The sequence below is a fragment of the Lutimaribacter marinistellae genome, from assembly GCF_042648365.1.
Taxonomy (GTDB): domain Bacteria; phylum Pseudomonadota; class Alphaproteobacteria; order Rhodobacterales; family Rhodobacteraceae; genus Lutimaribacter_A; species Lutimaribacter_A marinistellae.
On the sequence record NZ_JBHRXI010000015.1, the window covers coordinates 1 to 22,590 of the forward strand.

At 60.6% G+C, this 22,590-nt stretch carries 21 protein-coding genes; 9 read left to right on the plus strand and 12 right to left on the minus strand.

Translation table 11 applies throughout. The annotated features are described in order from the left end of the window. Positions 1-1,598: calcium-binding protein (locus ACFORG_RS13540; RefSeq protein WP_386736070.1), on the minus strand; the 1,598-nt coding region annotated here is incomplete at its 3' end. 270 nt (positions 1,599-1,868) lie between these two features. Here ACFORG_RS13540 and ACFORG_RS13545 point away from each other — a divergent pair. From ACFORG_RS13545 to ACFORG_RS13565, 5 genes are read left to right on the plus strand one after another with little or no spacing between them, the layout of a single operon-like run. Continuing rightward, on the plus strand, positions 1,869-3,398 hold the full coding sequence (locus ACFORG_RS13545; protein WP_386736071.1) for a tripartite tricarboxylate transporter permease: 1,530 nt from the start codon (positions 1,869-1,871) through the stop codon (positions 3,396-3,398). Next, positions 3,395-3,859, plus strand: coding sequence for a tripartite tricarboxylate transporter TctB family protein (locus ACFORG_RS13550; RefSeq protein WP_386736072.1), 465 nt, complete (start codon positions 3,395-3,397; stop codon positions 3,857-3,859). The genes ACFORG_RS13545 and ACFORG_RS13550 overlap by 4 nt, the downstream gene beginning before the upstream one ends. 40 nt (positions 3,860-3,899) lie before the next feature. Next, positions 3,900-4,868: a tripartite tricarboxylate transporter substrate binding protein gene (locus tag ACFORG_RS13555; protein ID WP_386736073.1), complete on the plus strand. Its 969-nt coding sequence runs from the start codon at positions 3,900-3,902 to the stop codon at positions 4,866-4,868. Positions 4,869-4,925: 57 nt separating this feature from the next. Next, positions 4,926-6,329: an acylating sulfoacetaldehyde dehydrogenase gene (gene sauS, locus ACFORG_RS13560; RefSeq protein WP_386736074.1), complete on the plus strand. Its 1,404-nt coding sequence runs from the start codon at positions 4,926-4,928 to the stop codon at positions 6,327-6,329. Further along, positions 6,326-7,816 (plus strand): AMP-binding protein, encoded by a 1,491-nt coding sequence (locus ACFORG_RS13565; RefSeq protein ID WP_386736075.1) that lies wholly within the window; start codon positions 6,326-6,328, stop codon positions 7,814-7,816. Before sauS ends, ACFORG_RS13565 begins: the two co-directional genes overlap by 4 nt. 29 nt (positions 7,817-7,845) lie before the next feature. Here ACFORG_RS13565 and ACFORG_RS13570 read toward each other — a convergent pair whose 3' ends face one another. Beyond that, positions 7,846-8,982 carry an aminotransferase class I/II-fold pyridoxal phosphate-dependent enzyme gene (locus ACFORG_RS13570; RefSeq protein ID WP_386736076.1) on the minus strand — a complete coding sequence of 379 codons (1,137 nt, stop codon included), beginning with the start codon at positions 8,980-8,982 and terminating at the stop codon, positions 7,846-7,848. Positions 8,983-9,017: 35 nt separating this feature from the next. On the opposite strand from ACFORG_RS13570, the gene ACFORG_RS13575 reads away from it, so the two are divergent. After that, the gene (locus ACFORG_RS13575) at positions 9,018-9,776 is read left to right on the plus strand and encodes an N-acyl homoserine lactonase family protein (protein WP_386736077.1); all 759 of its coding nucleotides are present in this window, start codon (positions 9,018-9,020) and stop codon (positions 9,774-9,776) included. Here the strand turns inward: ACFORG_RS13575 and ACFORG_RS13580 are convergent. Next, positions 9,773-10,498 (minus strand): SDR family NAD(P)-dependent oxidoreductase, encoded by a 726-nt coding sequence (locus tag ACFORG_RS13580; RefSeq protein ID WP_386736078.1) that lies wholly within the window; start codon positions 10,496-10,498, stop codon positions 9,773-9,775. The two genes, ACFORG_RS13575 and ACFORG_RS13580, sit on opposite strands and share 4 nt — an antisense overlap. A gap of 99 nt (positions 10,499-10,597) precedes the next feature. Between ACFORG_RS13580 and ACFORG_RS13585 the strand changes: the two genes are divergently transcribed. Beyond that, positions 10,598-11,683 (plus strand): cupin domain-containing protein, encoded by a 1,086-nt coding sequence (locus tag ACFORG_RS13585; RefSeq protein WP_386736079.1) that lies wholly within the window; start codon positions 10,598-10,600, stop codon positions 11,681-11,683. After that, complete coding sequence (locus tag ACFORG_RS13590; protein ID WP_386736080.1) at positions 11,683-12,795, plus strand: aminotransferase class V-fold PLP-dependent enzyme; 1,113 nt, start codon at positions 11,683-11,685, stop codon at positions 12,793-12,795. The genes ACFORG_RS13585 and ACFORG_RS13590 overlap by 1 nt, the downstream gene beginning before the upstream one ends. A gap of 3 nt (positions 12,796-12,798) precedes the next feature. Here ACFORG_RS13590 and ACFORG_RS13595 read toward each other — a convergent pair whose 3' ends face one another. The 9 genes from ACFORG_RS13595 to ACFORG_RS13635 form a co-directional block, all read right to left on the minus strand. Next, positions 12,799-13,473, minus strand: coding sequence for an amino acid ABC transporter permease (locus tag ACFORG_RS13595; RefSeq protein ID WP_386736081.1), 675 nt, complete (start codon positions 13,471-13,473; stop codon positions 12,799-12,801). An 81-nt stretch (positions 13,474-13,554) separates the two neighbouring features. Further along, positions 13,555-14,334 (minus strand): ABC transporter substrate-binding protein, encoded by a 780-nt coding sequence (locus ACFORG_RS13600; protein ID WP_386736082.1) that lies wholly within the window; start codon positions 14,332-14,334, stop codon positions 13,555-13,557. Between the two features lie 19 nt (positions 14,335-14,353). Beyond that, positions 14,354-15,064 carry a GntR family transcriptional regulator gene (locus tag ACFORG_RS13605; protein ID WP_386736083.1) on the minus strand — a complete coding sequence of 237 codons (711 nt, stop codon included), beginning with the start codon at positions 15,062-15,064 and terminating at the stop codon, positions 14,354-14,356. Positions 15,065-15,179: 115 nt separating this feature from the next. Next, positions 15,180-16,103, minus strand: coding sequence for a hypothetical protein (locus ACFORG_RS13610; RefSeq protein ID WP_386736084.1), 924 nt, complete (start codon positions 16,101-16,103; stop codon positions 15,180-15,182). Between the two features lie 25 nt (positions 16,104-16,128). After that, positions 16,129-17,439, minus strand: a complete 1,311-nt coding sequence (locus ACFORG_RS13615) for a TRAP transporter large permease (RefSeq protein WP_386736085.1) — start codon at positions 17,437-17,439, stop codon at positions 16,129-16,131. A gap of 4 nt (positions 17,440-17,443) precedes the next feature. Next, positions 17,444-17,977 carry a TRAP transporter small permease gene (locus tag ACFORG_RS13620; RefSeq protein WP_386736086.1) on the minus strand — a complete coding sequence of 178 codons (534 nt, stop codon included), beginning with the start codon at positions 17,975-17,977 and terminating at the stop codon, positions 17,444-17,446. Positions 17,978-18,049: 72 nt separating this feature from the next. Beyond that, entirely contained in the window at positions 18,050-19,027 is a 978-nt protein-coding gene (locus ACFORG_RS13625) for a TRAP transporter substrate-binding protein (RefSeq protein WP_386736087.1), read from the minus strand. A 46-nt stretch (positions 19,028-19,073) separates the two neighbouring features. Next, a complete protein-coding gene (locus ACFORG_RS13630; protein ID WP_386736088.1) occupies positions 19,074-20,327 on the minus strand; it encodes an NAD(P)/FAD-dependent oxidoreductase in 1,254 nt (417 codons plus the stop codon). Next, positions 20,324-21,457: an enolase C-terminal domain-like protein gene (locus ACFORG_RS13635; protein WP_386736089.1), complete on the minus strand. Its 1,134-nt coding sequence runs from the start codon at positions 21,455-21,457 to the stop codon at positions 20,324-20,326. Before ACFORG_RS13635 ends, ACFORG_RS13630 begins: the two co-directional genes overlap by 4 nt. Positions 21,458-21,555: 98 nt before the next feature. Here ACFORG_RS13635 and ACFORG_RS13640 point away from each other — a divergent pair, with 98 nt between their 5' ends. Next, positions 21,556-22,479, plus strand: a complete 924-nt coding sequence (locus ACFORG_RS13640) for a LysR family transcriptional regulator (protein WP_386736090.1) — start codon at positions 21,556-21,558, stop codon at positions 22,477-22,479. The last annotated feature ends 111 nt before the right edge of the window (positions 22,480-22,590 follow it).

Here is a 22,590-nt window from a genome sequence, read left to right on the forward strand (position 1 = left end):
CCGGTGTTGTTGGCCGGGTTCTGAAGGCTTGCGAAGACGCCGGTCAGCTGGGCGTTGTAGTAGGAGGCCCGGTCCTGTCCCTCGCCGCCGTCGAGAACGTCGCGCCCGGCGCCGCCGAGCAGGGTGTCGTTGCCGGCCTCGCCGCGGATGATGTCCCAGCCGGAGTTGCCGCTGATGAAGTCATCGCCATCGCCGCCCAGCATCGTGTCCGAGCCGCCGCGACCGTACATGTAGTCGGTCTCGCCGCCGCCATCCATGCGGTTGGAGCCCATGTTGCCGCGCAGCCGGTTCGACAGGTCGTTGCCGTCCCCGTTGATATCGTCGCCACCAAGCAGCGTCAGCTCTTCGATATTGTCGGCCAGCTGGTAGGAGACCGCACTTTCCACGGTGTCATTGCCGCTGTCCACGTCCTCGTCGATCAGCAGGCTTCCATCGTCGATTATAAAGAGATCGTTGCCGGATCCACCCCAGACATGAATGCCCGGATACCCATCGATACCGGTGACATGGCCACCGCGTCCGTCATAGGTATCGTCGCCGGAACCGAGAGAGACTGCGCCCGCCGTGCCGGTATTGACCACGACATCGTTGTTGTTGCCGGCCTGAATCGTCATCGTGATCAACCCGGTGTTCTCGAAGCGGTCTTCGCCCCAGCCGAGGTCCATGGAGCCTACGATCTCGCCACTGTTCTGCACGTAGTCATCGCCACCCAGCAGCCGGGTTTCGCCGACGATCAGGCCAGAGTTGATGATGGTGTCATCGCGGTTGCCCCCCTGGTCGACCTGGATATCGCCAAGGATTTCACCGCTGTTTTCAAGGAAAAGCGCGGCCGTCCAGCTTTGGCCCGCATAAGCGGAATAGAACTGGATTGCGGTGTTGCCGACACCCTCGACGGTGCCCGAGTTGAAGATGCGGGTCGTGGTCGCGCCGCTCCAGGACTCGTCATATCCGAAGAAGCGCATCGCCCATTCACCCGAGACCGTGCCGTGATTGACGATCTCGTTCGTGTTCGTGGCATCGATCGACAAGCCGTAGCTGCGACCCGTGATGATGCCGTAGTTCTCGACATCCACGTCACGCCCTTCGCCCCAGATCACGACGCCATTGCTTTCGCCATGAATGCGACCGGTATTGATCAGCCTTGCGGAGCCTGTTCCGGAATCCTGCATGCGGACGGCTGCGTCCTGCGAGCTGTCCTGATCCGTCTGGGTGATCGAGCCGTTGTTGATGATGACGGACTCGGAAGCGCCCCAGGTCTTGATGCCGGCATTCTCACCTACGACGTCGCCATCGTTCAGAATGAAGCTTGCAGCGCTGGTTTCGACATAGATCCCCGAGTATTGCAGTGCGCGGATGGCGGCATCCCGGTCGATCTGGATATCGACATTCGTATTGTGCTGTGCATCGATTCCGTAGGTGCCGGCATAAATCTGGCCGAGAATGATGAGTTCCAGTGAATCCGCGACAAGATTGCTGTCAATCCCTGCGCCAGATGCGATGATTTCGGCATAATCGTATAACAGATAACTTTGAACCGTGCCGGCGCCGTCGGTAATGGTGTATGTACCAGTTACATTTCCAATTGTATTGATCGCCATGAGTCTTCCCTCCAACCAACAAAAATAAATGCGTAAGCAGTTTAGCCGCAGATCGAAATTCCGTAAGGGTAACTTTCGGAAACTTTCGGCAATCGGCCAAAACTGGCCGTTGGCCCCGCCGATAACGAAACCTGCAAACGCGCCTCGGTCATTGGTGCGCCTTGCCGGAGTGGCCGGGAACCGAGCGCGGCAGGGCTAGGAAAACGTTTGTCTTTCCCGGATAACTCATTACGCTGACCCCGGATTCCGGAGGCGTTGGGAGGACGCGGATTGGAGTTCCTGGCCTATTTCGGGGATGTGTTCACGCCCATCAATTTCGGCCTTCTGATGATCGGCACCATTGGTGGCCTGATCCTAGGGGCGACGCCTGGTCTGTCTCCGACGATGGCGGTGGCGCTGCTGATCCCGTTCACGTTCAAGCTCGACCCCACGCAGGGCCTTATCCTGTTGGGGGCGGCCTACACGTCCACGGTGGCGGGTGGGGCGGTCAGCGCCATCCTGCTCAAGATCCCCGGTGCACCTGCGAACATAGCCACGACGTTGGACGGACATGCAATGGCCCGAAAAGGGCAGGGCGCGCGCGCGTTGCAACTCTCTTTTGTCGCCTCGGCGGTCGGCGGTGTTTTCGGTGTGCTCCTTCTGATCTTCCTCACTCCGCTGCTGGCGCAATGGGCGCTTGCGTTCGGTCCTTCGCACCTGTTCTGGCTTGCTATTCTTGGCGTGACGGTCATCGGTTCGTTGGACTCGAGTTCTGTTGTCAAGGGATTGCTGGCCGGATGCATCGGCCTTTGGCTGTCGACCATCGGGTTCGATGACATCATGGGCGCCCAACGCTTTATTTTTCATCCGAGCGTATCGGGGGGCATAAACGTGATCCCGGCGCTTATCGGTCTGTTCGCGATCCCGCAGGTGATCTCGATGTTTGCGAAGGGACGTCAGCGGCTGGATGCCGAGGTCATCACGGTCGAGCGGCACCCGATCGCCGACGCAGTGCGCGAGGTGTTCCGCCGCTCTCGGGCGCTGGTGATCGGTACCCTTTCAGGGTCGGTCATCGGCCTGATCCCCGGTGTCGGAGGACAGATCGCCGGGCTTGTCGCCTATGATCAGGCACGCAAGATGAGCCCCGAGCGTGACAGCTTCGGCAAAGGTCACAGCGAAGGCGTGATCGCCGCGGAAAGTGCAAACAACGCCATGGTGGGGCCATCGCTCGTCCCGCTACTGACCTTGTCAATTCCTGGCTCGCCCACGGCGGCCGTTTTGCTGGGCGGATTGCTGATCCACGGGATTTTTCCGGGAAGCGACCTGTTCGACAACTACCCGGGCGTGGCCTGGACATTCATCAACTCGATGCTGGTCGGGCAGATCCTGATGTGTATCTTCGGCTTGTATGTCGCGGGGTTGGCTGCGCGGGTGGCGCGCGTGCCCAACGCGGTCATGGCGGCCATCGTGCTGGGCCTTGCCGTTTTCGGCAGCTACTCGGTCCAGCATTCGATGGGCGACGTATATGTCATGATGGCGCTCGGAACCGGCATGTTCTTTCTGGAACGGTTCGGCTTTTCGGCGGCGCCGCTGGTACTTGGCCTTATCCTCGGCCCGATTGCCGAGGCAAACTTCGTGCAGGGCGCCATGATCGCGACGGCGACATCCAGCATCGGCGCGTATTTCTTCACGGGACTTCTGAACATGGTCCTGATCGCGGTGGTCGTGGCGTCCATCGCCTACTCGGTCTGGATGGAGCTGCGCAGCCGCCGCTACACGACCAAGGAAGATGCCGTCGCCCAGGAGGAGGCGGCGACATGACCGGCCTACCACGCAGCCAGCATATCGTGGCCAGCGGGATGGTCGCCGCGGTCGGGGTGTATGTGGCCTATGTCAGCTTCACGTCAGAGCCGGCACGCGCCTTCCTGTTTCCCCGTATCATTTCGACCGTTTTCGTCGTCTTGGCCCTCTGGACCTTTGGAAAAGCGCTGCTTGGCAAGACTAAGGTCGGTCTGGGGCTGACTACAAGCGCGGTGGCGAACATCCTGCCCGGACTGATCGTATCGCTGGTCTTCGTTTTCTGGGCCGCTGAGACGCTGGGCTTTTACACGGCCTCGACGATAACCTTATTCATTCTTCTGACCCTTTACGATCCCGCGCCCCATGGCGAGCTCAATAGTTGGATCAAACGTATCGTCATCACGGCCGGGTTTCTGGCCGTGATGTATTTTCTCTTCGCGATCGTGCTGAACGTCTTTACGCCGCGAGAGATTTTCTTCTGAACCGCAATAGCGGCAGAGCATTCATCCAAGGGAGGACCAAATGAAAAAACTGATTGCAGCCGCGTCCATTGCGCTAATGGGCCTTACAGGTGCCGCCGTGGCCGAGGGCCACGAGAATTACCCCGAACGTCCATTGATGCTGATGGTCAGCTATGGCGCGGGCGGTGCGACCGATTTCCAGGCGCGTATCGTGACCATGACGGCCGGCAACGAGGATGCGCTGGGGATGCCCATCGCGATCATCAACAAGCCGGGCGCCGGGGGGCGTGTCGGTTGGAACTGGTTCGCCACGCAGGCCGAGGCCGACGGCTACACCCTGGGCGCCTATAACATTCCGCATTTCATCGCCCAGTCGATCGAAGGCGGGGTCGAATACGGTGCCGACAGTTTCGAACCGATCGCCAACTGGGGGGCCGATCCGGCGGTGTTCGTCGTTGCCGCCGATAGCGAGTTCAACTCGATGCAGGATGTCGTGAACTACGCAAAGGAAAATCCCGGCGGTCTCACCTTCTCGGGGGCGGGACTGTTCGTGGGACATCACATCGCGGCCCTGCAACTCGAAAAGGCGGCGGGCGTGAAGCTTGCCTATATTCCCAATAACGCGGGCGGGGCCGGAGCCATGAAGGCCGTGATCGCCGGGGAGGTCCTGGGAGGGGTCAACAACCTGTCCGATGCTTTCCGTGCGCGTGAAGCGGGCAATGTCAAAATCCTGGGCGTTTTCGACCTCGAACGGAACGATTTCCTTCCCGATGTTCCGACGATGAAGGAACAGGGCTTTGACATCGACAATGCCAGCGTCAACTTTCGCGGGGTCATGGTGCCCAAGGGAACGCCGCAACCAATCATTGACAAGCTGGCCGAGATCGTGCCGACGATGTTCGAGAACAAGCGCGTGAAAGGCAAGATGGACGCGGGCGGAAGCCCGATGCATGTCATGACCCGCGACGAGGTCATCGAGATGTGGAAGGCGCGCGAGGAAACACTCAAGGATCTTCTCGCCGGCCTGTGACACGGACCGGGGCGCTCAGGGTCACCTGCGCGCCCCGCAGACTTGAAAGGTGACACGATGAATGCCCCCGATCCGATTGCCGAGCTGGACATGATTATCGCCCGCGCGCGCGCTGCGCAGCGCCGCTACGAGGCGGAGGGGAGCCAGGAACGTTACAATCGCGCGGCCGAGGCAGCCGGCTGGGCCATCATGGAGCCCGACCGGAACCGGGAGCTTGCCGAACTGGCCGTCGCGACGACGGGCCTTGGCAACGTGCCGGACAAGATCATCAAGAACCATCGCAAGACACTGGGCCTGCTGCGTGACATTAAGGGCGTGGCGACCTTCGGGGTGATCCGCGATGATGCAGCCACGGGTATCACCGAAATCGCGCGACCCAAGGGTGTCGTCGGGGCGATCGTGCCTTCGACGAACCCGGCTGCGACACCGGCGAACAACATCATCAACGCATTGAAATGCGGCAATGCGATCGTCGTCGCGCCATCCCCCAAAGGGGTTGCCAGCTGCGAGCGCCTGATCGCGTTCATCCATGCGGAGTTCGCAAAGATCGGTGAAGACCCGGACCTTGTGTTGATGGTTCCCGCACCGGGGTCAAAGGAAAAGACGCAAAGGCTGATGGAAAACTGCGACATGATCGTGGCAACCGGAAGTCAGAACAACGTGCACCGTGCGCAGACCGCAGGGACTCCCGCTGTCGCTGTCGGGGCGGGCAATGTGACGGTGATCGTTGACGAAACCGCCGATCTTCTGGATGCCGCCGAAAAGATCCGCGCCTCCAAGACGTTCGACAATGCCACTTCCTGTTCCTCGGAAAACTCGGTGGTGGTCGTCGATGCGGTGAAGGATGCCTTTCTCGAGGCCCTAAGCGTGACCGGCGGCGCGGTGATCGAGGACGAAGACCTCGTTGTCTCCGCCCTATGGCCTGACGGCCACCTCAACCGCGCGGCAATCGCGCAGGACGCCGACAAGATGATTTCTGCCTTGGGACTGGCTGGCAAGGTTCCGGAAGGCACCGAGTACATCGCCGTGCCGACCAGTGGCATCGGTTCGGATCATCCGCTTTCCGGCGAGAAACTCAGCCGCGTTCTGGCACTGTATCATGCGGCGAATTTCGACGAGGCGGTTCAAATCACGCGCGAGATCCAGATGCACCAGGGGGCTGGCCATTCCGTCGGCTTGCATACCAATGAGCAGGCGCGGCCCATGCGACTTGCGCGCGAGATCCCGACCAGCCGGGTGATCGTGAACCAGGCGCATACCTTTGCGACAGGGGGAGCATTTACCAACGGCATGCCGTTTTCGCTGTCGATGGGCTGCGGCAGCTGGGGTGGGAACGCGGTGGACGAAAACGTTCACTGGAAGCACTTCCTGCAATCGACGAAAATCGTGCGCGAGATACCCGCGCGGGAACCGACTCTGGACGAGATATTCGGAAACTACTGGGATGTGGCCGGTCGATGAAGCTGTCACCCGGCACGCCGCCCGAGGGCACGGTTCGCGATTGGCTGACGCATCGCGCCGATTTGGGCGGTGTGGCTGTCGTTTTCCCCGAGACCGGCTCGCAGATAAAATGGGCCGAGCTTCGCGATGAAGCGTTCGCCTTTGCCCGTCTCCTGACACGTAAAGGCGTTCGCAAGGGCGAAAGCATCGCGATCGTGGCACCGAATAGCCGCGAAGGTATCGTCGCCCTTTACGGAACGCTGGTGGGTGGTTTCCGTACCACGATGATCAACCTTGCCGCCGGTCGCGATGCAATCGCTTTTGCGCTGTCACATTGCGAGGCGCGCTTTGCCTTCGTTCATGCCGATTGCCGCGAGACATTCGACGCCGCCAACGAAACCGGCATCGAAATCATCGAAACCGGCCCAAGCGGGAAAGTCGAGCTTCATGAGCTGCATCCAAATGATCATGCGCTGTTGATGTACACTTCCGGCACGACCGGGCGGCCAAAGGGGGTGTTGCATAGTCATTCCAGCCTCTTGGCCGGTGGTTGGACGACGGCCATCGCGCATGAGCTGAACGAGGCGGATCGCGGGTTCTGCGTGCTGCCGGTCTATCACATCAACGGGCTTTGCGTGACAGTGATGGGATCGCTCGTGTCCGGCGGGTCGCTGGCCATGGTCTCTCGCTTTTCGGCTTCGCGCTTCTGGGAACAGGCTGGCAAATGCAAGGTGACCTGGTTTTCTGCGGTGCCGACGATCATTTCGCATCTCCTGCACGGCGACGCCGAACCGGATGCGCAGACCCGTGCGCACCTGCGGTTCGGACGCTCCGCCTCGTCGGCCCTGGCAATCGAAACACAATCGGCGTTCGAAGCGCGTTTTGGCGTTCCGCTTGTCGAGACCATGGGCCTCACTGAAACTGCGGCGCAGATACTGTCGAATCCGCTTCCACCAGGAACGCGCAAGATAGGGTCTCCGGGTATCCAGTTTGGATGTGAGGTCGAGATTCAGGATGACAGGGGAAACCGCGTTGCGACGGACACGGAGGGCGAGATTGTCATTCGTGGACCGAACGTGATGGAAGGGTACCTGAAAAACCCCGAGGCGACGGCGGAGTGTTTTCGCAACGGCTGGCTTCGCAGCGGTGATCTGGCGCGCATGGATGGCGAAGGATACGTTTTCGTGACGGGGCGGCTCAAGGAGTTGATCATCAAGGGTGGTGAAAACATCGCTCCGCGAGAGATCGACGAAGCGCTTTATGCCCATCCCGACGTCATAGAGGCGGCTGCCTTTGCCCGGAAGAGTGACCGGTATGGAGAGACGGTTGAAGCCGCCGTGCGGCTGAAGCAAGATTGCGCAACAAAACCGGGCGACTTGATGGACCTGTGCACCCAAAAACTTGGTCGGTTCAAGGCGCCCGACAGGATTCATGTGATGGACGAATTGCCGAAAGGGCCGTCAGGCAAAATCCAGAGGCTCAAGCTCGCGGATATTCTCGGGCCGTGAGCGACGGAGAGTTACGATAGAAGGCAGATTCAAGCCTGATCTTGGTTCCAGTTCGTCAACAACGCAGCCATTCGGTTAAGGCCCTCGTTCAGGTTGACGTCGGCCCCGCCGCCAACACCCAAGCGGACATGACGCGGCTCGCCATAGGCGCTTCCGGGCAGGATGAAGGTACGATAGGGCGGGTTCAGCAGGCATCTGGCAAATGCGTCGCTGTCACCGCCATTTTCCAGCCGGCCCAAGCCAATCAATCCGGCCTGCGGCCGGTGCCAGCTCAAACCGGGATGCGATGCGACGAATTTGTCGAGCGTCTTCAGGTTGGCAGCCCCATCCCGTCGTGCACGGCCGATCGCCGCGGCGTAGCGGTCAGGGCGCAACGCGATTTCAGCCAGAACTTCGCCCATGATGTTCATGATCTCGCTGGAGTTTTCACGCAGGATCACCGCATCCATCACGACAGACTTATCCCGGCAAATCAGCCATCCGGTCCGCAACCCCTGAAGGCCCAAAGCCTTGGAAACGCTGCCGGTGGTGATTCCGCGCTCGTAGAGCCCGGCCACGCTGGCGGCACGCGGCGCGTCCCATTCAAGCCCGGCATAGACCTCGTCGATCAACAGCCAAGCGCCGACTGAACGTGCGATATCGACGATCTCGGTCAGTTCATCCGGCTGAAAGAGGCGCCCGGTCGGGTTGTTGGGATTGCTTAGGAAAATCAGACGCGTGTCGGGGGTGACAGCAGTACGCAACTCGTCAAGCGGCAGGGTCCAACCCTCTTCATCCCGACGGCGCACGGTGACGAGTTCGGCACCTATTGCGTCTGTCAGCACGCCAACTTGCGGCCAGCCCGGCCCTTCGGTCACCACGCGATCGCCGGGATCGACCAGCTGCCTTATTGCAAGGTAGTTGGCTTCGGCCGCTCCGGCGGTGATCAGAACATCCTCCAGCTGACAGAGGTTTTCGAGGCCGGCTTGCCGCAACACATGGCCGCGCAGTTCGGGAAGACCCCGGAAATCTCGGCCGTTCCAATCCAGCGGAAGGTCCGGATCCAGATCCGCGAGGAAGGTGCCCAGCTTTTGTGGAACGGCATTAGAAAACCCGACAACTGCCTCCGGTTCGGCGGCGACCGAGTCGAGCAGGTTCTGGAAAAGCTTGTGTATCCTGACTTTCATTGCAAGGCTCCGGCGAAAGACGATGGAGGGGCAGAATGCGCGACATGCGATTGCTCAAAGGTCGGCCCGCGCGGCTGAGCGTTCTCGATTTCGGTCTGTTCAAGGTGCACGCGAACGGCAGGGTCATCGGCATCTGCGGATATCTCGTTGAGACCGATGCCAATGAACGGGTTTTGATCGACTCGGGATTTCCGGCGAAGTATGCCGAGAATGCCGAACGCGCCACGCAGGAGGATCGACTGTTCGAGTTCGGGGAAGTGATCGAGTGCCGCCCGGATCAGTTGCCCCGTCCACAGATCGCCAAGGCCGGGATAGACGCCGATCAGATCGATCTGTTCATCCTGACCCATACGCACATCGACCATGTCGGCGCGATTGGCGACTTCGTTCAGGCCCCGATGGTCATCAGTGCCGCCGAACGCGCCTTGCCGAAGCCGCTCTACTGGGGGCAGCGGCGCCCGCTGGACTGGCCGGAGCGCGAATACGTTGTGCTTGAGGGTGACGTCAGGATCGGTCCGGGGTTCGAGATAGTGATGGCGCCGGGCCACGCGCCGGGCCAAATCGCGATGCTTGTCGATCTGCCCGAGACGGGTGCGGTTCTGCTGACCTCTGACGCGATTTCCAGGCCCGCCGAAATAGACGAGCGGTTTGACACCGCGCCTGACCCGCAAGCGGCCATTGCAAGCGCGGCGCGCTTGATGGAATTGGCCGCAGAGCGCGATGCGTTCGTAATCTACGGTCATTGCCCGGAACAATGGGCGACGCTGAGAAAAGTGCCGGATCATTATGGTTAGCGCACATCCCGGCCCTGATTGAGGATAATGACATTTCCGCTCGAGATGTCGCCGGCGGGAGAGATCAGAAAGCCCACCCAGGCCGCGACCTCTTCGGGTTTCATGGCGCGGCCATGCGGCATCTGGGCGATGGCCTCGGCCAGAACCTCTTCGCTGACGACATTGAAAAGCGGTGTTTCTGTCATCGCCGGGGCGATGGAGTTCACGGCGATGCGGTCGCGGGCGAACCTGCGGGCGAGGTCCTTGGTCAGGTTGTCCAGCGCGGCCTTGGACGCCCGGTAATGCGGAGGGTCGAAGACATCGAAATTGTAGGCCCCGTTGGAGGAGATATTGACGATCTTCTTGACCCCGTCGCGGTCGAGCAAGAGCGGCACCACCGCCTGGCAGCAGTGAAACGCAGCCGAGAAGTTGAGCGCCATCTGGTCTTCGAATTCCTGAACCGGGATGTTCGGAAACTCGGACATGAAGCAGGTTCCGGCATTGTTGACCAGCACGTCCAGCCCGCCGAAATGATCTGCAACGCGGGCCACGGCGGGCGCAATCGCATCGGGGTTGGTCAGGTCGAGCGGGCAAGGCAGGAACCCCTCTCGCGCCATGCCGTCCAGCCCGTTTGCATCGCGATCAAAACCCGCCACTTGTAACCCGTCATCCAGCAGGCGTGCGCAGATGGCCCGTCCCATTCCACCCGCTGCGCCCGTTACGATCGCCGTTTTGCTGTTCATGACTTACTCCTCTTCGTGAGTAGAGCCTAACGGCGTTGCGGCATTGCGCCAAGATCGTATATGATATTTCGGATCACATTCGATTTTTCTGGAGGCCGCATGTCCGAGATTCGTGCCGAGATTGTACTTCCCACGCGGGAACTGCGCGATGACATCCCGTTCTATACAGGTACGTTGGGCATGCGGATGGATATGATCTATCCCGCCGATAACCCGTCTGTAGCTGTCTTTTCTGGACACGGGCTGAGGGTACGCATCGACAGGGAAGCAGAGGGAGAGCCGGGCGTCATCCGTTTACTGACCGACGATCCCGATGCCTTTGCCGAGGGGCAACGCGAATTGACCGCGCCGAATGGCACGCGCGTCGAAATCGAGCAGCTGAACCCACCGCTTGTCCTGCCGAAAACGCGGCACGGTTTCGCCGTTCGTCGGCTGAAAGACCAGGCGCCATGGGTCGTCGGGCGGGCAGGGATGCAGTATCGCGACCTGATCCCCGACAGGCTGGGCGGGTCGATCATCGCAAGCCATATTCGCATCCCTGATGGCGGCCCTGTCCCCGACATGGTGCATTTCCACAAGGTCGGGTTCCAGTTGATCTTTTGCATCGCGGGATGGGTCGACGTTGTCTACGAGGATCAAGGCGGGCCGATCCGTCTGCATCGTGGGGATTGCTTCATCCAGCCGCCCGAGATCCGCCATCGCGTACTCGAGGCCAGCGATGGAATCGAGGTGATCGAAATCGGTGTTCCGGCCGAGCATGTCACCGAGATCGATCACGAGATGACCCTGCCCACACCGCATCACCGTCCGGAGCGCGAGTGGGACGGGCAACGCTTTGTCCACAACGTGGGGGGCGAAGCCTCGTGGTACCCGCATCGCCTGGCGGGGTTTGTTGCGCGGGACACGACGATTGCCGGTAACACCAAGGGCGTCGCCGGGGTGCAGGTTCTGCGACGGGGCGAAGGGGCGAGTGAATGGGCTGAGCATGATGCCGATATCCACTTTACCTTTGTCATGGCAGGTACGATGCGGCTGGAAGCCGAGGATCACGACCCGACCGAGTTGACCGAGGGCGATGCTTTTGTCATTCCGCCGGGGATGCGGACCCGGTATGCCAATGCCTCTGACGATATCGAGCTGCTGGAAGTCATGTTGCCCGGCATGTCACTGCGGGGGGACGTCTGATGGCCTATTTTTACTACCACTCCATCGGGCAATATCCGGGCAAGGAAGCGGCGCTGTCCGAAGCGCTTCAGGAATTCGCAGGCTATTGGTCAGCCGAGACAAATACCCAGTGGCAACATCTGATGCAGGCGCGCGGAGAGTATGTTTCGCTCTGGTCAAACCTCATCGAGGCGCCAGAGGGAAGCCTGACGGCGTCCGAGAACGTGACGCAGGCGCTTCATAGCGTGTTGGGGGCATTGCCGCCCGAGATATTGCGCGGCAAGCGCTTGCTTGTCGCGGCCGACTGTTTTCCGTCGCTGCATTTTCTGCTGGCAGGTCTTGCGGACAAGTTTGGCTTCACCCTGGATACCGTGCCGATACGACAGGGCGAAACATGGGTGCGCAGCGAAGACATGCTTGGTGCCTGGGGCAAGGATGTCGGCCTTGCCTTGCTGACCTGGATCACCTCCACCTCGTCCTACCGATGCGATCTCGATGCGCTGGTCGCGCATGGCCGCGAGATGGGAAGTGTGATCGGCGTGGACATCACGCAAGGCGCGGGCCTGCTGCCGTTTTCCGTGCAGAAAACACCCTGCGATTTCGCGGTTTCGACATCTCTGAAGTGGCTGTGCGGTCCGCCGGGGGCTGGCATGCTGTACATGCGACCCGAACTGATCGAGCGGGCAGAGCCCGAGTTGCGCGGCTGGTTTAGCCAGCCCGATCCCTTCAACTGGGACATCACCCGGTTCTCATATGCGCCCGATGCCCGGCGCTTTGACCATGGTACACCGGCGGCTTTGCCGAACGTGGCGGCATTGCCCGCCCTTCGTTGGCATTCCGAACAGGAGCATGGCGCGCTTGCACAGCACACATACGCGCTAAGCGACGACCTGATCGGCGTAATGGACCGTCACGACCTGTCGCTGGCCTCACCGCGCGCAGCGAAGGAGCGCGGCGGCAGTGTCATGGCCACACTGCGGCCCGACCGGGATGCAGGTGCCTTGGTCGCATCACTGCTTGAGCGCGGGATCGTCTGCGACAACCGCAGCCAGGTTCTGCGGTTTTCGCCGGGGATCATCACGACGCGTGAGGACGTTGAGGCGTTGGACGCGGCATTGGGCGAACTGCTGTGAGGGTCATCTGACGTCCGATTTCGCGAAGCGGCGTTCCAGAACCGCGACAAGGCGCACAGCGGGCAGCAGAACGATCAGGTACATGATCGCCGCTGCGATCAACGGGGAGGGGTTTGCCGTCAGGGCCTGCGCGTCAGTTGCCTGTTTCAGCAGGTCGGGCATGGCGACAACTGATGCCAGCGAGGTGTCCTTTGCGATCGCCACCGAATTCGATGTGTGCGGCGGAATCGCGATCCGAATGGCCTGCGGAAGGATGACTTTCCAGACGGTCACGTGGAATGGCAGGCCCAAAGCCTCGGCAGCTTCGATCTGACCTTTCGGAATCGCTTGTATCCCCGAGCGAAAGACCTCGGCCGTAAAGGCCGAAAGCACCAGCGACAAGGACAGGACCGCGGCCGAGAAGGAATTCAGCCGGATACCGACGAAGGGCAGGGCGTAATATACAAGGACAAGCAGAACGAGGATCGGCAGGGCGCGGAACACATCGATATAGGCAATTGCCAGCCAACGCAGCGGCTTTGGCCCGTAAAGGCGGACAAGGCATATCAACACGCCCGCAATCGACCCAATGATCAGCGTCGCCGTCGCCAGGGCGAAGGTATTCGCGATGCCCCTGACCAGCATCGGCCAAACCCTGACCATGACCGGCCAGTTCAGAAACGTATCGAAGAAATCCACGTGGTCGGCCTCCGGCGGCGCAAGGTGGTGTCAAAAAAGCGAGCGCCCCAAAAGGCGCCCGCTGGGTCAAAGATCGTGCAATCAGGGCTTGGGAATGTCCGTGACCGTGATGGTCGAGGACCCTTCGACCGGCGTGCCCCCGATCCATTTTTCGTAAAGCGCCGCCATGGTGCCATCCTCCTTCATGGCTGAAATGGCGTCGTTAACGGCCTCGAGCTTGTCGGACCCTTTGGGCATCATGATCGCGTATTGCTCCCCCGTGCGGATGCGTTCCGCGATCTTCAGCCCCTCCATCTGTTCGGCGGCAAAGGCCACGCCGAGATAGTCCGATACGCCGGCGGTCACGCGGCCATTCACGATGTCGAGCAGCAGGTTCTGTTGCGCCGGGTAGCTCTTGTAATCGCCGAACTTGTAGTCCCCGGTGTTTTCCTGAATCCACGTCTCGCCGGTCGAGGAGGCGAGGCCGCCCATTGTTGCGCCTTCAAGTTCGGCAAGCGTTTCAGGGCCATCTGTCGAGGTGACCATGACCAGTGCGGCGTCATAGTAGGGCTGGGTAAAGGCCTGGTTCTGCAGTCGCTCGGCGGTGATGGTGATCGAACTGATGGCCGCGTCGATTCGGCCTGAACTGGTGGCCGCAAAAAGAGCCTGAAAGCCGAGGTCCTGAATTTCGACCTCCCAGCCGTTGCGCTTGGCCACTTCGCGGATCACGTCTACTTCGAACCCTTCGAATTCGCTCTGCTCGTTCTTGAATTCCCATGGCGGGTTCGAGGGGTAGGCGCCCACCTGCAGGGTTTCCGCCCAACCTGCCGAAGAAAGGCCTGCTGTCAGGACGGCCACCGCGGCCAGAACTGTCTTTTTCATGGTGATTTCCTCTCTGCTGTCATGTCGCGTTGGCACCGGTCTTTGTGTCTTGTTTGCGAGTCGCCGACCGGTAGACGACCAGTGTGTTGTTTACATGGTCACGCATTAGCTTTTGTGCGCGCGCGGTGTCGCGCCCGAGAAACGCGTCGCGCAGGCCTGCATGCGCATCCAGTGAATGCACCGCATTCAGTGTTCCATCTTCGGGCAGAACAGGACGTGCCGCGTAGATCGTCACATCATGGTAGCGTTGCATTTCTTCGATGAGATCGCCGTAGGTCTGGCGCAGCCGTCTGGATCGCACCGAGGCAAGCAGGGCATGGTGAAAGGCATCGTGGGCGTCGCGCCAGGCAAGCCGGTCGGATGCATCGCCCGTCAGGGCCATGTCGGTCTGGCTCAAGCGGTGAAAGCTAGCGACGATACCTGCCTCCCACTCCAGATCGCCATGGTCGATGGCCTCGGCGGTCATCATCTCCTCAAGCCCCAGCCGGGCTGCCGCAATATCCTCCAGCTCTGCGAGCGAAATGGGCGCCACCTGCCAGCCGCGATTCCTGTGGGCAACGACAAGGCGTTTCTCTTCCAGCCGTGAAAGCGCTTCGCGCAAGGGCGTCGCGCTGACGTTGTAGCGTTGGGACAAGCCGGACAATCGGAGTGGATCACCGGGCGCAAAGACACCGTTCAGGATGTCGCGCCGCAAAGCGTCGTAAAGCGTAGCTTCGTTCAGGGACCTCATGGGATTGACGCTATTATATACAATTCGCCCAAACAACTACGATCTATCGGAGGCGTGTGCTTCCTCAAGCCCGATCCCGGGTTATGGGTCGCGTGCGAGACGAAACACTGTCGGGTCACGGATGTCGATGCGCCCGATTGTAGATCGCTGCCATGAAGACCGGCGTCAAATACATCGGGATCTGGTAGCAGCCGATGAACTCTAGCAACGCATCTGTCGTCGCAGGCGGCAGGGCGACGAGAAAGAGCGCGATGTTGCGGTTGCCCGCAACGATGCTGACGCCCGCCCTTTCAGCGTGTGATACGGTTCTGCCGATGGTTGACCAAGCCAGGAGTTGCAGGCCGAAATTCACGCAGCAGGCGAAGCCCAGCCACGCGAGAAACCGCAGAGGATCATCCAGTAGGAGCGGACCCACCGCCGACATGAGCCCGATAACCACGACGGCCAAAAGGATCGCACCTGCGCCATCCAGTGCCTGAACATGCCGGTCTTCAAGGTTCGAAAAAACGCCTTTCCTCAATGCAAATGCGGTGCCTGAAGCAAGCAAGACCATCGCGGCAAGCCGCAGCGCGCTCGTCACAACTGTGGTATCCTCGATTTCCGGCAGCAGCCACAGGACCGGAAAGACCGTGACCGGAAACAACGCTGTGCCGACAACCAAAAGTCGCCAAGCGCCGTCAGGCTCTTGTCCCATGAGGATTGCGAAATTCGGGCTGCCGGTGACCGAGGGCGCGGAGAGCATCAGGATCAACGCAAAGGCCGCCGTTGTTCCTTGCACTCCCATCAGTGTGACAAGCCCAACTGCCACGAGAGGAGCGGCCACCTGATAGATCGCGACCAATCTCAATGTTGGGCGCGTGTTCCTCAACCCGTTCAGCAGCGCGGCGGGGCTCATCCGGAATGATGCGAGGAACAGCAGACCCGCGACGAGGGCCGGCAGGTAGACCTTTACCTGCTGTGCGAGGGCGGGAAAGGACAGTCCGATGACGAGTCCAATAAACAGGCACCTTTTGCCGTGGCGGGCCGCGAAGTTCAGCAAGGATGATAATACTCTGCCAAGCTCCTCATCCCGGCCCTTGCCGGATGTTGTCCGGCAGCCATGTCGCCAGTTCCGGAAAGACGATCAGGACGAAAACCATCAACACCATGATCAGGAACATCGGGAATGCTGCCCGTGCGATGAATCCCATTTCGTGGCTGGTCATTCCCTGAAGGACGAAGAGGTTGAAACCGATCGGCGGAGTGATTTGCGCCATTTCGACCACCACGACGATGAAAATGCCGAACCAGATCAGGTCGATCCCGGCCTCGCGGACCATGGGTTCGACCACAGCCATCGTCAGCACCACCGACGAGATACCGTCGAGGAACATACCTAGAATGATGTAGAAGAGGAGCAGCACCATCAGCAATTCGAAACGGGTCAGTTCCCATTGGGCGATCAAATCGGCCAGCCCGCGTGGGAGCCCGGTAAAGCCCATCGATAGCGATAGGAACGCCGCACCGGCAAGGATCAGCGCAATCATGGCACTGGTGCGGGTGGCGCCCATCAGGCTTTCGGTGAAGGTCTTCCAGTTGAGAGAGCCTTGGCTCGCCGCCAGCACGAGGCCACCGATCACGCCGAATGCCGCAGCCTCGGTCGCGGTGGCGAAGCCGAGATACATCGAGCCGATCACCACAGAGATCAGCAGGAAGACCGGGATCAGGAAGCGGGAATTCGCGACCCGTTCGCTCAGGCTCATCGGCGGCTCCGGCGTTGGGTTCCACGACTTGGACAGCCGGCTGGAAATCGCCACATAAGCCATGAACATGCTCGCAAGAACCAGTCCCGGCAGGACACCCGCGAAGAACAGTTTCGAAATGCTCTCGTTGATGGTCACCCCATAAACGATCAGCGTGAGCGAGGGCGGTATCATCAGGCCGAGCGTTGCCGCACCTGCCAGCGTGCCGATGATCATCCTTTCAGGATACTCGCGCCTGCGCAGTTCGGGTATCGACATCTTGCCAACCGTCGTCAGGGTGGCGGCGGACGAGCCTGAAACCGCGGCGAACACGGTACACCCGACAATATTGGTATGCACCAAGCCCCCCGGCAGGGCGGCCATCCAGGGGCTGAGGCCCTTGAACATATCCTCGCTCAGCCTTGTCCGGTACAGGATCTCTCCCATCCAGATGAACAGGGGCAGGGCGGTCAGCGTCCAGGACGAGGAGGCCGACCAGATCGTGGTCAGCATGACATCCCCGACAGGGCGCGTGGTGAAAAGCTCCATGCCGACCCAGGCGACACCCATCAGTGCAAGCCCGACCCAGACCCCGGTGCCTAGCAGCAGGAAAAGTACGAACAGGAACAGGATGATGATCGAGAAGTCTTCCATGATCCTACTCCCCAAAGCTCTGATCGACGAGGTCGCGTTGGATCCGGTGCTTGCCGTCAAAGAGCAGGTGGATCAGGTGATCGGTCAGCGCGATGGCCATGATGACGGCGCCGAGCAGCATGAAAGACTGGGGGATCCACAGGGGCGTACGATCCTGTCCCTGGCTGATGTCATTGATCATGATCGAGAAATTCACGAACCGCCATCCGTAATACACCACGTACCACATCACCGCCGTACCGATCGCGAAGCACCACACGTCGATCCAGCGGGCAATATGCGGGGGGACCGCGTTCAGCAGGATTGATACCCGAATGTGGCTGCCGCGATTGAGCGCGTTGGCGAAGGCAAGAAATGAGGCCGCTGCCATGAAATAGCCTGCGTATTCGGGGATGCCGGGCGCCACTTCGCCGATCCACCGGGCCAGCATCTGAAGAACGATAAGCACGAGAATGGCGATCAGGCAGAGCGAGGCGAGAACCCCTGCCGCCAAGTAGGTGAAATCAAGTGCGGAGCGAAGCCCCCTGAGCGCGGCCATCCCGTCCCCCTTGTCTTTTTTGGTGCCGGTGAAAGTGCGGGCAGCCCAGAGCGGGCAGCCCGCAGCAAGTGATTATTGCATGGCCTTGAAGGCCTCGACGATTGCAGCACCCTGTTCGCCAGCGGATTCGAGCCATTCGTCGGTCATGGTGACGCCGATTTCCTTCAGCTCGTTAACCATCTGCTCGCTTGCGGGGCCGACGGTCATTCCGCCGTCGCGCAGGCCCTGAAGCGTGAAACTGGTGTATTCCTTGGACCGCCAGTTGCCGGCGTATTCCGCCAGTTCCGCGCAGCCTCGGATGACGTTCTGGTTCGCCTCGGACACGCCTTCCCAAGTCTGGCTGTTCACCATGACATAGTTGCGTGGCAGCCAGGCATCGACCTCGTAGAAATAGTTCAGCGATTCCCAGACCTTCCGGTCATAGCCGGTGGAGCCCGACGACACCATCGCATCGGCAACACCGGTGGCGAAGGCCTGGCTGATTTCCGCGGCTTCGATGGTAACGGGCAGCATTCCGGTCAATTCGGCGAGCCGTGAGGTCGCGTTGTTGTAGCTGCGGAACTTGATGCCTTCCATGTCGGCAACGGACGTCACCTCGTTCTTGAAGTAGAGCCCTTGTGGCGGCCAAGGCACCGAGTAAAGCAGGGTGAGGTTCTGGCTTGCGAGAAGCTCGGTCATAGGTTCCTTGGCCGCCTCCCACAGCTTTGCGCTGTCGTCGAAAGAGGTTGCCAGAAACGGCACGGAGTCGAAGCCGAACAGCGCATTCTCGTTCTGATGTCCGGACAAAAGCCTTTCGCCAATGGGAACCTGGCCGGTTTGGATCGCGCGCTTGATCTGCGCCCCGGGGAAGAGCGAGCCTGACGGATGTGTCACGATCTCGATCTCGCCGCCGGTGCCGGTGGTTACGCATTTGGCGAATTCGGCACCGGTGGCCGAATGAAAGTTGCTGGCGGAATAGGCCATGGGCATATCCCATTTCTCGGCGGTGGCGGGCGCTGCAAGCGCCGCTGTGGTCGCCGCCGTGGCCAAGAGTGTTGTCATCTTTTTCATGTCAGTCTCCCTGGTTGTGTTGGCATTTTCTGCCTGGTGTTTGCCCTCACGTCATGAAACGTGCAGGGGAATATGGGGTCAGATCAAGGTTAGGTCGCTTACCCGAAATCAATTGGGACAGGATTCGCCCTGTTTTCGGCCCGCCGGTCAGCCCGACATGGTCGTGGCCAAAGGCCGTGAAGGCCCCCGAAAGTCCCGGAACCTCGCCCATAACGGGAATCGAGTCGGCCATGGACGGGCGATGGCCCATCCATTCGACTGTCTTTTCCCACGTCAGGCCCGGGATCGCAGCCCGGATGTTCTTCTCCAAAAGACGGAACGGAGCGCGCGAGGGCGCGGCGTCGAGCCCGCCGAATTCCACCACGCCGGCAAGGCGCAGGCGGCCTTCCATCGGTGTGGCGACAAATTTCCCCGAGGCGACCATTACCGGTGACCGGGGCATGATCGAAGGCTCCCACAATTCCAGATGGTACCCGCGTTCGCTTTCGAGCGGTGCCTTGAAACCGAACTTCTCCGCCAGTGGTGCCGACCACGCCCCGGTTGCCAATACGGCGGCGTCGCAGCCGATGGTCTCGCCCCCGGCGCGGACTCCGGTCAACCGGCCGTTTTCCCGGGCTATGTCTTCGACCTCGGCCTTGATGAAACGTGCGCTCTCGCTTTGCGCATGTGCGGCAAGCGCCTTGACGTAGGCGCCCGGATCGCTGATGCGACCGTGATTGCGCAGGCGCGCCGCGACATTGATGTCTGGTCCGAACACGGGATCGTATTCGCGCCACGTATCGCCCTCAAGCACGTCCCAGGCGAAGCCGTGTTCTTTGCGCACCGACCAGCCGAAGGCGTCGCCCTCGTAATGGCTGCGATCATTGTAGAGAAACAGGTAATCGGAGGGCACGATCCAGCGTTCGGCCCCCGTGCCCGCTGCCAAGGCCTGATGATCGGCGAGACTGTCGCCTATGATCGATGAAAGGGCTGCCGCGCGTTTGCGGACATCTTCGGCGTTCGCCGTGCGCAAATACTTCACAAGCCAGGGAAGCAGCTTTGGCAGGTATCCCCATTTCAGAAACAGCGGCTGGTCCGGGCTGAGAAGCATTTTGGGTGCCTTGCCCAAGAGGCCCGGTGTGGTCACGGGAATGATCGAGCATGAGGCCAGAACCCCACCGTTTCCGTGGCTCGCGCCTGCCGCTGGGCCTTCGCGGTCGATCAGGATCACCTTGTGCCCGTCGCGCTGCAGCCAGATCGCGGTCGACACCCCGACAATGCCCGCGCCGATCACCGCAACGGTTTTTTGCGACTCGCTCATGCGACCTTGGTCCTTTCCTGGCTGTAGTGATCCAGTTTGCCGACATCCGGCCGGATTCCGAGGCCCGGAGCATCGGGCAGCCGCACGACACCGCCGGTGCAGGGGAACGGCTCTTCAAGGATATCGTCTCGCAGGAAATACCGCGCTTGGTAAAACTCGCAGCCAAGTGAAATTGCTGGTGTCGCCGCCACCATATGTGCGCCCGCCAGATGGGCGAGGCCTGCTTCGAACATGTCTCCGCCATAAGCCGTCAGGCCGTTCGCGGCCGCGATAGCCGCAGTTTCCTGCGCGCGTAGAAGGCCGCCCGACTTCATGATCTTGATCGAGACCCCGTCGCATATCTCCTCGCGGCTGGCTCGGATCATGTCCTCGGGGCCAAAGACGCTTTCATCGGCCAGAAGAGGCACGTCGATCGCCGCACGGATTTCGGCCATCAGGTCGTAAAGCGGCGCGGCAACGGGCTGCTCGATGAAATCCGGGCGAAAGGTGGTAACTTCGCGGACCTGCGCCAAGGCATCTTCGGGCGCCAAGCCTTGGTTATAATCGACCCGGACCGCAAGGTCGGGGAAATCGCGCGCAAGCTCTTCGAGGCGCATCAGGTCGAAGCCGTGGCCTGCAAACCCCGTTTTGAGCTTGACGAGGCGGACGCCATCCTCGCGAAGTCGCATCAGCAGAGCCCGGTCCGACGACCAGTCCGGATCGGCAAGCGACACCGAAAGCGGGATCGTGTCGCAATGCTTGCCGCCGAGCAGGGCGTATACGGGCTGGCATGAAACCCGCCCTTCGAGGTCGAGCAATGCTGCCTCGAGCGCCGCTTTGGCCTCGGTACAATGCGCAACGGCACGGTTTGCGTCGGCCATGATCGCGGTGCGCTCGCTTACCTTTCGGTTGATGACGAAAGGCCGGATGTATCGATCCAGCGCGGCAAAACTCGCCTCGGGTGAGCCGGTAAAGACGGACCATGGCGATGCCTCGCCAAAACCCTCGATGCCCCCTTCCGTCCGCAGGCGCAAAACGATCACTTCGCAGCTGCCGCTGACGCGCCCGATACCGTGATCACGCGCGGAAACAACGGGCAGCTTCAGGTACCAAAGATCATAACCAACGATGATCTGATTGAGATCCGACATGGTGGGTAATCCTCTCAGGGAAAGACTGCCGCCGGAATGGCATCATTTCCAATACTAAGATTTTGCGAGACCATAAGTTTTTGTGATACTCAATGGTCATGTCTACGCCCTTTCGACAGTTTCAGGCATTTCACGCGATCATCCAGCGGGGTACCGTCACCGCCGCGGCGGAGCATCTGGGGATTTCTCAGCCGGCGATCAGCAACCTGCTGGCGCAACTCGAACGCCGTACGAAGCTGAAGCTATTCGAGCGTACGCGGGGGCGGCTGGTCCCGACGCCCGAGGCGACGGTACTGTTCGACGAGATCGATACGGTCGTGCGTGGTCTGGACCACGTCAATCAAGCGGTTTTCGATTTGCAGAACCAGAAAGCGGGTCAACTGCAAGTGGCGACCAATCACGCGCTGGCCTTCGGTTTCATGCCGTCCGAAATCGCCGAGTTCAGCAAAGACAGGAAGAACCTCACCATCGCTTTTCAGTCGCAGTATTCCGGAAAGATCCAGGAATGGGTGACCGCGGGCCTTTTCGAAATCGGGATCTGCGAAATGCCGGTCCGGCAAGAGGGGCTGACACAGCAGCACTTCCACTTCGAAACACTTTGTGCACTGCCTGCGGATAGTGATCTGGCGCGCCACGAAACCCTTACGCCACGACTGCTTGACGGGTATCCCTTCATCGTGATGGGGACGGACCACATGGTGAGCCGGCGCCTGCGCGAGGCTTTTCATTCCGAGGGAGCACGGTTCCGCATTCGTAGCCACACTGACCTTTTCCTCAACGCTCTGAACTTGGTGAAGCAGGGGCTTGGCGCCGCGCTGATCGACCCCTTCACCCTAAGATCCGATGACCGCTCGGGCTATGTTGTGCGGCGGTTCGAGCCCTCGATCCTGCTCGATATCGTCGTTGTCACGGCAACCGACCGGCCGCTTTCGGCCATCGGGCGGCAATTCCTCGATCAGGTTGTTCCGCGCATGGCGGCAATGGCCGTCGATGACGCGGCCAGGTCACGCGATCCGCTCTGAAACCGAGGCGGCCCTGTCAGCGGCGGTTACGCGAGTTTCAGCCCGGCGATGTATCTTCTTTCAGCCAAGGCATCTTGGAAAACGCTCCGAGGCGCGTCAATCATGGGCCGT